This is a genomic window from Streptomyces sp. NPDC046985 (genome assembly GCF_040644415.1).
Lineage (GTDB): Bacteria > Actinomycetota > Actinomycetes > Streptomycetales > Streptomycetaceae > Streptomyces.
In genome coordinates, this window is record NZ_JBEYWK010000034.1 from 25,373 (window position 1) to 36,864 (window position 11,492).

The 11,492-nt window shown below is 74.2% G+C and carries 9 protein-coding genes; 7 read left to right on the forward strand and 2 right to left on the reverse strand.

The features are described from left to right. The first annotated feature begins 228 nt into the window (after positions 1-228). Positions 229-2,082 carry a dihydroxy-acid dehydratase gene (ilvD, locus tag ABZ861_RS30335; protein ID WP_361636858.1) on the forward strand — a complete coding sequence of 618 codons (1,854 nt, stop codon included), beginning with the start codon at positions 229-231 and terminating at the stop codon, positions 2,080-2,082. A gap of 124 nt (positions 2,083-2,206) precedes the next feature. Here ilvD and ABZ861_RS30340 read toward each other — a convergent pair whose 3' ends face one another. Further along, positions 2,207-4,663 (reverse strand): PQQ-binding-like beta-propeller repeat protein, encoded by a 2,457-nt coding sequence (locus ABZ861_RS30340; RefSeq protein WP_361636861.1) that lies wholly within the window; start codon positions 4,661-4,663, stop codon positions 2,207-2,209. Between the two features lie 179 nt (positions 4,664-4,842). On the opposite strand from ABZ861_RS30340, the gene ABZ861_RS30345 reads away from it, so the two are divergent. The 6 genes from ABZ861_RS30345 to proC all read left to right on the forward strand — a co-directional run bounded on the left by ABZ861_RS30345 (position 4,843) and on the right by proC (position 9,686). Beyond that, complete coding sequence (locus tag ABZ861_RS30345; RefSeq protein ID WP_361636864.1) at positions 4,843-5,166, forward strand: SH3 domain-containing protein; 324 nt, start codon at positions 4,843-4,845, stop codon at positions 5,164-5,166. 458 nt (positions 5,167-5,624) lie between these two features. Further along, positions 5,625-6,065: an EamA/RhaT family transporter gene (locus ABZ861_RS30350; RefSeq protein ID WP_361636893.1), complete on the forward strand. Its 441-nt coding sequence runs from the start codon at positions 5,625-5,627 to the stop codon at positions 6,063-6,065. Between the two features lie 59 nt (positions 6,066-6,124). Continuing rightward, positions 6,125-6,934, forward strand: a complete 810-nt coding sequence (locus ABZ861_RS30355; protein ID WP_361636867.1) for a class I SAM-dependent methyltransferase — start codon at positions 6,125-6,127, stop codon at positions 6,932-6,934. 35 nt (positions 6,935-6,969) lie between these two features. Beyond that, a complete protein-coding gene (locus ABZ861_RS30360; protein WP_361636870.1) occupies positions 6,970-7,947 on the forward strand; it encodes an ABC transporter ATP-binding protein in 978 nt (325 codons plus the stop codon). Then, positions 7,944-8,738 (forward strand): ABC transporter permease, encoded by a 795-nt coding sequence (locus ABZ861_RS30365; RefSeq protein ID WP_361636873.1) that lies wholly within the window; start codon positions 7,944-7,946, stop codon positions 8,736-8,738. The genes ABZ861_RS30360 and ABZ861_RS30365 overlap by 4 nt, the downstream gene beginning before the upstream one ends. A 138-nt stretch (positions 8,739-8,876) precedes the next feature. Further along, the gene (gene proC / locus ABZ861_RS30370) at positions 8,877-9,686 is read left to right on the forward strand and encodes a pyrroline-5-carboxylate reductase (protein WP_361636876.1); all 810 of its coding nucleotides are present in this window, start codon (positions 8,877-8,879) and stop codon (positions 9,684-9,686) included. A 128-nt stretch (positions 9,687-9,814) separates the two neighbouring features. Here proC and trpS read toward each other — a convergent pair whose 3' ends face one another. Beyond that, the gene (trpS, locus tag ABZ861_RS30375) at positions 9,815-10,813 is read right to left on the reverse strand and encodes a tryptophan--tRNA ligase (RefSeq protein WP_361636879.1); all 999 of its coding nucleotides are present in this window, start codon (positions 10,811-10,813) and stop codon (positions 9,815-9,817) included. Between the last annotated feature and the right edge of the window lie 679 nt (positions 10,814-11,492).

An 11,492-nucleotide genomic window follows, 5' to 3' on the forward strand; every position in this document is an offset into this window, starting at 1 on the left:
AACCGCCCCGGACGCGGCAGCTTCACGGCCCCCGGCGGCCGCCCCGGACGCGGGTGCCCCACCCACCGTCCGCCCGCCATCCCTCCGAGACACGCGTCCCATATCCCGGACAGTGCGTCCCGCCCCGTGGATGACCGGCGTACGCTCGACTGCGTCAGAACTCTGCCGCGCCGCCGCGACGTTCCGGCGGCCCCTCCGGCAGAACCCTCCCGTAAGGAGCGAGCGACGATGCCCGAGCTGAGGTCCCGCACAGTCACCCACGGCCGCAACATGGCGGGCGCCCGCGCCCTGATGCGCGCTTCCGGTGTACCCGGTGCGGACATCGGCCGGAAGCCGATCATCGCCGTCGCCAACAGCTTCACCGAGTTCGTCCCCGGCCACACGCACCTCGCGCCGGTCGGCCGGATCGTGAGCGAGGCGGTCCGGGAGGCGGGCGGCATCCCGCGCGAGTTCAACACCATCGCGGTCGACGACGGCATCGCGATGGGCCACGGCGGCATGCTCTACTCGCTGCCCTCGCGCGACCTGATCGCCGACAGCGTCGAGTACATGGTCGAGGCGCACTGCGCCGACGCCCTGATCTGCATCTCCAACTGCGACAAGATCACCCCGGGCATGCTGATGGCGGCCCTGCGCCTGAACGTCCCGACCGTCTTCGTCTCCGGCGGCCCCATGGAGTCCGGCCGCGCCACGCTGGTGGACGGCACGGTCCGCACCCTGGACCTGATCGACGCGATCGCCGACGCGGCCAACGACAAGATCTCCGACGAGGACATCCTCCGCATCGAGGAGAACGCCTGCCCGACCTGCGGAAGCTGCTCGGGCATGTTCACCGCCAACTCGATGAACTGCCTCACCGAGGCCATCGGCCTGTCCCTGCCGGGCAACGGCTCGGTCCTCGCCACCCACACCGCCCGCCGCGCCCTGTACGAGAACGCGGCCCGCACGGTGATGGACCTCACCCGCCGCCACTACGAGCAGGACGACGAGACGGTGCTGCCGCGCAGCGTCGCCACCTTCGCCGCGTTCGAGAACGCCATGGCGCTCGACATCGCGATGGGCGGCTCCACCAACACGATCCTGCACCTGCTGGCCGCCGCCGAGGAGGCGGGCGTCCCGTTCGGCCTGGAGCAGATCGACGTCGTCTCGCGCCGCGTCCCCTGCCTGGCCAAGGTCGCCCCGAACGTCGCCGGGGACCGCACGTACTACATGGAGGACGTGCACCGCGCCGGCGGCATCCCGGCCCTGCTCGGCGAGCTGCACCGGGCCGGGCTGCTCAACGAGGACGTGCACGCCGTGCACAGCCCCTCCCTGGCCGACTGGCTCAAGACCTGGGACGTGCGCGGCGGCTCCCCGTCCCCCGAGGCCGTCGAGCTGTGGCACGCGGCGCCCGGCTGCGTCCGCTCCGCTGAGGCGTTCTCCCAGTCCGAGCGCTGGGAGGTCCTGGACACCGACGCCGAGGGCGGCTGCATCCGCTCCCAGGAGCACGCCTACTCCGCGGACGGCGGCCTGGCGGTCCTCAAGGGCAACCTCGCGGTCGACGGCTGCGTGGTGAAGACCGCCGGCGTCGACCCGTCGATCTGGACCTTCGAGGGCCCGGCGGTCGTCTGCGAGTCGCAGGAGGAGGCCGTCGAGAAGATCCTCACCCAGCGGATCACGGAGGGCGACGTCGTCGTCATCCGCTACGAGGGGCCCAAGGGCGGCCCCGGCATGCAGGAGATGCTCTACCCGACCTCGTACCTGAAGGGCCGCGGCCTGGGCAAGGCGTGCGCCCTGATCACCGACGGCCGCTTCTCCGGCGGCACCTCCGGGCTGTCCATCGGCCACGCCTCGCCCGAGGCGGCCTCCGGCGGCGTGATCGCGCTGGTCGAGGACGGCGACCGCATCCGCGTCGACATCCCCGGCCGCTCCGTCGAGCTGCTGGTCGACGAGCAGGAGCTGTCCCGCCGCGAGCAGGCGCTGAACGGCGTGTACGCGCCGAAGAAGCGCGACCGCAAGGTCTCCGCGGCCCTGCGCGCCTACGCGGCGATGGCCACGAGCGCCGACCGCGGCGCCGTACGGGACGTGTCCAAGCTGGGCTGAGCCGACACGGATGCGGGGCCGCCCACCGGACGCCCGGAGGGCGGCCCCGCATCCGTCACCAGAGGCACGTCACCAGAGGCACGTCAGCAGAAGGACGTCACCAGGAGGACGGGCCCGAGGGACGTCACCAGGAGGACGGGTCCCGTCCGTCCACGGCGAACACCGTGCCGTCGGGGGCGCCCGCGAAGACGTGCCCGGCGGACAGCACGGGCGTCGCCAGGGAGGCCGGCACCCGGTCGGCGTGGGCGCCGAGCCGCGGCGGCGTCTGTCCGGCGAGCCGTCCCGTCCGCGCGTCCACGGCGAGCAGCCGTCCGTCGGCGGCGAGCACGAACACGTGCCGGCCGTCGCTGACCGGCGCCGAGCCGCGGCTCACGGCGGTCTCCAGACTCCACAGCGGCTTGCCCGCGGCCAGGTCGACGGCCTCCAGCGCGCCCCCGGCCGCCAGTAGGTGCACGACCGCGCCGCGCACCTCGGCCTGCGGGCTCTGCAAGCGGTACGGCAGCGCCACCCGGCGCGGCGCCCCGGCCCCGGGGACGTAGCGGAGCACCGCCTCGGCGTCCCCGGTGACCGGATCGAGGCCGAGGAGGACGACGGAGGCGCCGGAGCTGCCCGCACCCCCTGGGCCGCCCGCACCCCCTGAGCTGCCCGAACTGCCTGAGCTGCCCGAACTGCCTGAGCCACCCGAACCGCCGGAGCCGCCCGTACCCCCTGAGCCGCCCGAGCCGCCCGTACCCCCTGAGCCGCCCGCACCGCCGGAACCGCCTGAGCCGCCCGCACCGTCCGAACCGACGGACTCGCCGGAACGCCCGCCGAGCGCGCCCCGCGCCCCTTCTTCCGCGCCGACGGGCCGCAGCATGCCGGGCAGCCGCACGTCCCAGCGGACGGCGCCCGTGCCCGGGTCCACGGCGGTGACCCGGGTGCGCGCGCCGTCGTCGGAGGTGCTCGTCGCGTAGAGGAGCCGGTCGCCGGGGAACACGGCGAGCGAGGGCAGCCCGTAGCCCGCGACGCGCCTGCGCCACCGCCGGGCGCCCGAGACGCCGTCCACGCCGGTGAGCGTGCCGTCGGCGCGCGAGAGCACCAGCGTGTCGCCCGCGAACGTCCAGCCGCCCCGCCCGTCCAGGTCCCGCTGCGCCCGCAGCTCCCCCGAGGCGGGGTCGAGCGCCTCCAGGCGGCGGCCCTCCGCGGTGACCACGTGCACCAGTCCGCCCGACAGCACCGGCGTCATCGCCCCGGCCGCACGGACCGGGCGCCGCCAGCGCTCCCGGCCGTCGGACGCGCCGAGGGCGAAGACCGCGTCGGACTGCGCGCAGAACAGCATCCCGTAGCCGGAGGCGCACTGCGGCGCACCCGGCCGCCGGGACACCGGCGCGGACCGCCACCCGTCGAACCCGGCGGGCGCGGGCCGCCCGGTCGCGGCCGCGGCCGCGCCGCCGCCGTCGCCCCACCACCCGACCGCACCGGCCACGCCGACCGCCGCGGCCGCGAGCAGCCCGACCGCCCCGGCCGCCAGCGCGACCCGCTTGCCCAAGTGCCGCTTCGAGCCCGGTCGTTCAGGACGCGGCAGGCCGGCCCCGCGACCGTCGGCCCCGAAACGCCGCCACGGCCGGCGGTCCTCCCGCTCGCCCGGGGCCGCGCCGTCGTCCTCGGCGCCCGCGGAGAAGTACCCGGACCCGAGGTCGGGAAGGGACGCGGGCCACGGCGCCGCGCCGGTCGGCGTCCGCTGCTCCGACGCGAACGCCTGGGTGTCGTACGAGGCCGCCACCGACCGCAGTTCGCGCATCAGCTCGTCCGGGGTGGGCCGTTCCTCGGGCTCCTTGGCCAGGCAGCGCCGCACCAGCGGGGCCAGTTCGCCCGGCACACCGGTAAGGTCGGGCTCGTCGTGCACGACCTGGTAGGCGACGATGTACGGGCTGTCGGAGTCGAACGGCCCGCGCCCGGTCGCCGCGTGCACCAGCACCGACCCGAGCGCGAAGACGTCGGCGGCGGGCCCGACTTCCCGGGGCCGCCGGAACTGCTCGGGTGCCATGAACGGCGGCGTCCCGATCAACTTCCCCGTCTCCGTGTGCAGTTCGCTGTCCTTGGGCCGGGAGATGCCGAAGTCGATGACTTTGGGGCCGTCTTCGGCGAGCAGCACGTTGCTCGGCTTGAGGTCCCGGTGCACCACGCCCGCCCGGTGGATGTCCCGCAGCGCCTCGGCGAGCCCCGCCATCAGCCGCCGCACCTGGGCCGGGGCCATCGGCCCGTGCCGCTTCACCTGTTCGGCCAGCGTGGGTCCGGGGATGAACAGGGTAGCCATCCACGGCCGTTCGGCCGCGGGGTCGGCGTCGACGACCGACGCGGTGAACGCCCCGCTGACCTTCCGGGCCGCCGCCACCTCCTGCCGGAACCGCCCCCGGAACTCGGGGTCTCTCGCGAACTGGGCGTGCACGACCTTCACCGCGAGCCGCATCCCCGAGGTGCTGCGGGCCAGATGCACGACCCCCATCCCGCCCGCGCCGAGACACGCCTCGAGCCGGTAGTGACCGGCGTATGCGGGAACGTCCGCTCCCGCGTCCGGCCCACCGGCGCGCTGCGGCGTCATGGACCACCCCCGTGCTGTTCGTCCGCGCGTGCGACGCACGGAGCCTAGTCGATGCCCTTCGCAAGACCGAGGCGGCTGGCCCGCGTTCCGTACGAGCGGCGCACACGTGTTTCATAGCGTGGTCCACGGGAATCAACGGGGCCCATGGCGTTCATGGGGCTCTACGGGGGAGGTCATCCATGTCCATCGATCATGCCGAAAGCGTCGCGGACGACGGCGAGCGCCAGGCGGTCGCGACCGGCGCCGCGGCCGCCGCGCGCTCCTACCCGGTGGCGCCGGGCGTCCGCCTCAACGTCCGCAGCGGCCCCGGCACCGGCTACAGCGTGGTGCGCGTGCTGCCCGAGGGCGCCCAGGTCACGCTCTTCTGCCAGACCCCGGGCACGACGGTCACCGGCCCCTACGGGACGTCGGACATCTGGGACTGCATAGGCGCCGGCCAGTACGTCTCCGACGCCTACGTGCACACGGGAGCGGACGGCTACGTGGCCCCGCACTGCGGCTGACCCGCCCGGCCGCCCGAAGCGGCCCGACGAGCCGAGCCCGGCGCTCGCGGACTCCACCCGGAGCCCGCGGGCGCCGCCCACGGCCAGTGGGTCTGGCCCGGCCCCCGCGCGTCTCGCCCGGAACCGGCACGTTCCCACTCCGCCGCCTGCGAGCCTCACCGGCGACCGGCGACCGGCGGCGGGGGGCCCACAGCTCTCGACCTCATCAGTCCCGCCCGGAGCCCCGCCCCCTCCGGAGCGATAATCGTCCCGTGAGCGACGAGAACGGCACCCCGGACACTCCCGCAGGCGCCCCAGGCCCCGCCGACCGAGCTGGCTCTGCCAACGGAGCTGGCCCCGCCGACCGAGCTGGCTCTGCCAACGGAGCTGGCCCTGCCGCCCGAGCCGGGTCCGCCGACCGCACCGGCTCCGTCGGGTCCCCCAGCTCCGCCGAACCCGCTGGCCCCCGCCCCGACCCCCTGCGCTTCTTCGGCACGACCTGGGTGGACCACGACGGCGGCTACGCGGCGCGCCGGGCCGGCGTCGCCGTCGGATCGCTGCTGGCCGCCGCGGCCGCCTGCCTCGTGCTCCGCTTCGCGTACGAAGGGCTGCGGATCGCCGACTCCGGCGCCTTCGTCCTGTTCCTGGTGATCGCGATGTTCGCCGTGTGCAGCGCCCTCGCCTTCCGGCACACCTGGGACGGCTTCACCCGGCGCCCTGACCCGGAACGGCAGGCGTCGCTGCGCGGCCTCCTCGCGATCGGCTTCATCGGCTCCCTGCTCGCCTACTTCTTCCGCTCGCTCACCGAGGCTCCCGGCGAGGGACTGCACCGCGAGGAGTACCGGGAGGCCCAGGAGCGGTACGCGCGCCGAGGCGCCCGCCGCAGCGGCGACCCGGCGAGGAAGCGCCGCCGCTCCTGACCGGCCCCGGCCCACGGGCGCCCTCGCCAGGCGGCGGCCCGGCGCACGATCATGGCCGTATGAGCGCCCCCCTCTCGCCCGCCCCCGGCCCCGGCGGCCCGCGCGCCGCCCGCGCCCGCTCCTTCAACGACGCGGCCCTCCTGTACGCGGCCAACCGCCCCTCCTACCCGGCCGCCCTCCTGGACGCCGTCGAGGAACTCGCCGGCCGCCCCCTCGCCGGGGCGCGGGTGGCGGACGTCGGCGCCGGGACGGGCATCTCGACCGCCCTGCTGCACGAGCGCGGCGCCGACGTGCTGGCCGTCGAGCCCGGCCAGGGCATGGCGGCCCAGTTCCGCAGCGGCCACCCGGGCATCCCGGTGGTGCGCGGCGACGGCAACGCGCTCCCGCTCGCCGACGCCAGTCTCGACCTCCTCACGTACGCCCAGTCCTGGCACTGGACCGACCCGGCCCGGTCGGTCCCGGAGGCGCTGCGCGTCCTGCGCCCCGGCGGCGCGCTCGCGCTGTGGTGGAACCGTGAGGACCTGGACGTGGAGTGGATCGCCGAGGCCGCCCGCCGTGCCGCCCGCTTCGCCGGCGTCGACGCCGCCGCGGAGAGGAAGGCCCTGCGCACCGAACTCGCCGACCCCAGCGGCGAGCTCGCCTTCGCCCACCGCGAGGTGCGCTGGTGCCGCCGCGTCCCGCTGGACACCCACCTCGCCAACATCTCCAGCCACTCGGTCTTCCTGATCGCGCCGGAGGAGCGCCGGGCCGCCTTCCTCGCCGAGGAGCGCGCACACCTGCTGGCGCTGTTCCCCGACGGCGTGATCGAGGAGTGCTACGACGTCCTCCTCCTCGTCGCCGTCAAGCCGGAGACCGCCCCCGCCCCTTGACGACGGCTGCTCCCGCGTCAATTATTCATCACGTGATGAATAACCTGCGCGGGACGCACACCCCACCCGACCCGCACACCTCGCCCCACGCACAGACCCCGCCCGACTCACACGCCCCGGCCGTCCGCGCCGAAGCCCTCACCGCCGTCCGCGGCGCCCGCACCGTCCTGCACGCCCTGGACTTCACCGTCCCGCGCGGCCGGATCACCGGCCTGCTCGGCCCCTCCGGGTGCGGCAAGTCGACCCTCCTGCGCGCCATCGCCGGCACCCAGGCCAAGGTGAGCGGAACCCTCGACGTCCTGGGCCGCCCCGCCGGCCACCCGTCCCTGCGCAGCCGCGTCGGCTACGTCACCCAGCACCCCGCCGTCTACGACGACCTGACCGTCCGCCAGAACCTGCACTACTTCGCCGCGATCCTCGACCCCGGCCGCACGTCACCGCGTTGGCGCTCACGCACACGCGCTCGCTCGCGCGGAGCGGACGCCACCGCCGCCGAACGCCGCCACGCCGCCGTCGACCGGGCCCTCGCCGACGTCGACCTCACCCGTCACGCCGACGCCCTCGCCGGGAACCTCTCAGGCGGCCAGCGCAGCCGCGTCTCCCTCGCCGTCGCCCTCCTCGGCGCCCCCGACCTGCTCGTCCTCGACGAACCCACCGTCGGGCTCGACCCCGTGCTGCGCCGCGACCTGTGGCGCCTCTTCCACGACATCGCCGCCGTCCGCGGCGCCGCGCTCCTGGTGTCGTCGCACGTCATGGACGAGGCCGAACGCTGCCAGCGCCTGCTGCTCCTGCGCGAGGGCCGCATCCTCGCCGACGACACCCCCGAAGCCTTGCGCGCCCGCACCGGCGCCGACACCGTCGAAGCGGCCTTCCTGCACCTCGTCGACGAGGCTGCGGACCGCGCCGAGGAGACCGTACGAGCCGAAGAGACCGTACGAGCCGAAGAGACCGTACGAGCCGAAGAGACCGTACGAGCCGAGGAGACCGTACGAGCCGAGGAGACCGCACGATGAGCACCGCCCCCGCCCCCGCCCCCACCGCGGCGGCGCCCGCACCGGCCCGCGCCCTCAGCGCCTCCCGCACCGCCGCCACCGCCGTCCGCGTCCTGCGCCAGCTCCGCCACGACCCCCGCACCATCGCCCTGATGCTGCTGGTCCCCTGCGTGATGCTGGTCCTGCTCCGCTACGTCTTCGACAGCAGCCCGCGCGCCTTCGACGCCATCGGCGCCTCGCTCCTCGGCGTCTTCCCGCTCATCACGATGTTCCTGGTGACCTCGATCGCCACCCTGCGCGAACGCACTTCCGGCACCCTCGAACGCCTCCTCGCCCTGCCCCTCGGCAAGGCCGACCTCATCGCGGGCTACGCCCTCGCCTTCGGCGCCCTCGCGATCGTCCAGTCCGCCCTCGCCACCGGCCTGGCGCTCTGGGCGCTCGGCCTGAACGTCACCGGCTCCGCCTGGCTGGTGCTGCTGGTCGCCCTCCTCGACGCCCTGCTCGGCACCGCCCTCGGCCTGTTCGTCTCCGCCTTCGCGGCCTCCGAGTTCCAGGCCGTCCAGTTCATGCCGGCCGTGATCTTCCCCCAGCTCCTGCTCTGCGGCCTGTTCACCCCCCGCTCCCAGATGCACCCCGCCCTGGAAGCCGTCTCCGACGTCCTCCCCATGTCCTACGCCGTCGACGGCATGAACGAGGTCGTGCGCCACGCCGAAGTAACAGCGGCCTTCGTCCGCGACGCCCTGATCGTGGCCGGCTGCGCCCTGCTCGTCCTGGGCCTGGGCGCCGCCACCCTCCGCCGCCGCACGCCGTAGCCGTAGCCGTGACCGTGGGCGGCCGCGACCATGGCCACGGCGTGCGGCCGCAGCCGCGGCCGCACGAGAGACGCGCCGTCGCCGTCCGTCAGCCGGACGAGACGCCGGGGCGCGCTCCGCCGGTGCGAGGATGAGCCCATGAGCCAGAAAGTCGCAGTCCTCGGCACCGGCAAGATCGGCGAAGCCCTGCTCAGCGGAATGATCCGGGCCGGCTGGGCGCCCGCCGACCTCCTGGTCACCGCCCGCCGCCCCGAGCGGGCCGAGCAGCTCCGCGCCCGCCACGGCGTCACCCCGGTCACCAACGCCGAGGCGGCGAAGACCGCGGACACGCTGATCCTGACGGTCAAGCCGCAGGACATGGGCGCCCTGCTCGACGAACTCGCTCCCCACGTCCCCGCCGACCGCCTGGTCATCAGCGGCGCGGCCGGCATCCCGACCTCCTTCTTCGAGGGCCGCCTCGCCGCCGGGACCCCGGTGGTGCGGGTCATGACGAACACTCCGGCCCTCGTCGACGAGGCCATGTCCGTCATCTCGGCCGGCACCCACGCCACCGCCGACCATCTCGCCCACGCCGAGGGGATCTTCGGCGCCGTCGGCAAGACGCTGCGCGTCCCCGAGTCCCAGCAGGACGCCTGCACCGCCCTCTCCGGCTCCGGCCCGGCGTACTTCTTCTACCTGGTCGAGGCCATGACCGACGCGGGCATCCTGCTCGGCCTGCCCCGCGACAAGGCCCACGAGCTGATCGTCCAGTCCGCCATCGGCGCCGCGGTGATGCTGCGCGACAGCGGAGAGCACCCCGTGAGGCTGCGCGAGAACGTCACCTCCCCGGCGGGCACGACGATCAACGCCATCCGCGAGCTGGAGAACCACGGGGTGCGGGCCGCCCTCATCGCCGCGCTGGAGGCCGCCCGCGACCGCAGCCGCGCGCTGGCCTCCGGCAACGGCTGACCCCCGCACCCGCGCCTGACGCCCCCTCTCACAAGCGGCAGCCCTTTCTCAGGCGGACACCCCCCTTGTCAAGCGGGCATTCCCCTTTCTCAGCGGGCAGCCCCCTTCTCAGGCGGACACCCCCCTTCTCAGGCGGGCGGCAGCAGCCCGATCGCCCGGTACGCCGCGTCCACGGTCGGCCGGGCCATCCGCCGGGCCTTCTCCGCCCCCGCCCGCAGCACCCCGTCCACGTACCCGGGGTCCGCGCACAGCTCGCGGTGCCGCCGCCGCAACGGCCCGAGCGCCTCGACCACGGCCTCGGCGACGTCCTTCTTCAAGGCGCCGTACGACGCGTAGCCGCCGCTCAGATCCTCCGGCTCACCGCCCGCGCAGGCGGCCAGGATCTCCAGCAGGTTCGCCACGCCCGGCCGCTCCCGCCGGTCGTACACGACGTCCCGCCCGTCGTCGGTGACCGCCCGCATGATCTTTCTGCGCACCGCGTCCGGCTCGTCCAGGAGATAGACGACGCCCGGCCCGGTGTCGTCCGACTTGCCCATCTTCGACGCCGGGTCATGGAGGTTCATCACCCGCGCGGCCACCTTCGGAGGGGTCGCTCTGGGCACCGTGAACGTCTGCCCGTAGCGCTGGTTGAACCGCACGGCCAGGTCCCGGGCCAGCTCCACATGCTGCGTCTGGTCGTCGCCGACCGGCGCCTCGTCCGTGCGGTAGGCGAGGATGTCCGCCGCCATCAGCGCCGGGTACGTCAGCAGCGACAGCCGGACACTGCCGCCCCGCGCCTCCTCGCGCCGGGCCTTCTCCTTGTACTGGATCATCCGCCGCATCTCGCCGTCGGCGGCCACGCACTCCAGCAGATACGACAGCCGCGCGTGCTCGTCCACATGGCTCTGCACGAAGACGGTGCACCGCTCCGGGTCCAGCCCCGACGCCAGCAGCAGCGTCGCCGCCTGCCGGCTGAGCCTGCGCACCCGCGCGGGATCGTGGTCCACGGTCAGCGCGTGCAGGTCGACCACGCAGAACAGCGCGTCCGCCTGATGCTGGTCCGTCTCGGCCCACCGGCGCATGGCGCCCAAGTAGTTGCCGAGCGTCAGGTGCCCGGTCGGCTTGATCCCGCTGAAGACCCTCGTCATCGCTGCTCCCTCTTCCAGGCTTCCAGGTCGCGGCCGCCGACCTCGGCGGGCCGGCTCCCGGATTTCTGGGGGAGAGACGAGAACGGCCGCCGAGGCGGCGGCCGTTGCATGCGTCGTGTGTGAGCGCGGCCGCCGTCAGGCGGGCCACCACTGCCGGGCACACGAACGCGTTGTCACGGTCCCGGACCCTACTCCCGCGATCCCGTCGCTGGGAACGGTTGACACGCCCTGGGGAGATCCGTATCGTTCTGCGGGTTGTCCGACGTGAGAGCCGACTCCGGTCGGTCCCCGGGCAGCCACTCCGCAAGTACACACTCCACCTCGACGACAGTCGTATGACTCTGTCTGCGTCTGCCGTCGTATTCGCGTCGTGCGTGTTTGCGGAATGAGGAATCCGCGTTCGAAAGGACGCAGGCCCCCGATTCGCTCGGGAGCAGGGAATCCGCTAATGTCTCACTCGTCGGAACGGCCGAAGGGCCGGGAAGGCGAACCCCGCTGACTGGGGGTCAGGTCGAGAAAGAAGAAGATCTGATAGAGTCGGAACCGCCGGAAAGAGAAACGCGGAAGCGGAAACCTGGAAAGCAACCGAGGAAATCGGGTCGGAAACGGTCTGATAGAGTCGGAGACACCGAAGGGAAGCGCCCGGAGGAAAGCCCGAGAGGGTGAGTACGAAGGAAGC

What these genes read in the sequence shown, in the direction of transcription:
- ilvD (WP_361636858.1), top strand. Translation starts at nt 229, where the DNA reads ATGCCCGAGCTGAGGTCCCGCACAGTCACCCACGGCCGCAACATGGCG.
- ABZ861_RS30340 (WP_361636861.1), bottom strand. Translation starts at nt 4,663, where the DNA reads ATGACGCCGCAGCGCGCCGGTGGGCCGGACGCGGGAGCGGACGTTCCC.
- ABZ861_RS30345 (WP_361636864.1), top strand. Translation starts at nt 4,843, where the DNA reads ATGTCCATCGATCATGCCGAAAGCGTCGCGGACGACGGCGAGCGCCAG.
- ABZ861_RS30355 (WP_361636867.1), top strand. Translation starts at nt 6,125, where the DNA reads ATGAGCGCCCCCCTCTCGCCCGCCCCCGGCCCCGGCGGCCCGCGCGCC.
- ABZ861_RS30360 (WP_361636870.1), top strand. Translation starts at nt 6,970, where the DNA reads ATGAATAACCTGCGCGGGACGCACACCCCACCCGACCCGCACACCTCG.
- ABZ861_RS30365 (WP_361636873.1), top strand. Translation starts at nt 7,944, where the DNA reads ATGAGCACCGCCCCCGCCCCCGCCCCCACCGCGGCGGCGCCCGCACCG.
- proC (WP_361636876.1), top strand. Translation starts at nt 8,877, where the DNA reads ATGAGCCAGAAAGTCGCAGTCCTCGGCACCGGCAAGATCGGCGAAGCC.
- trpS (WP_361636879.1), bottom strand. Translation starts at nt 10,813, where the DNA reads ATGACGAGGGTCTTCAGCGGGATCAAGCCGACCGGGCACCTGACGCTC.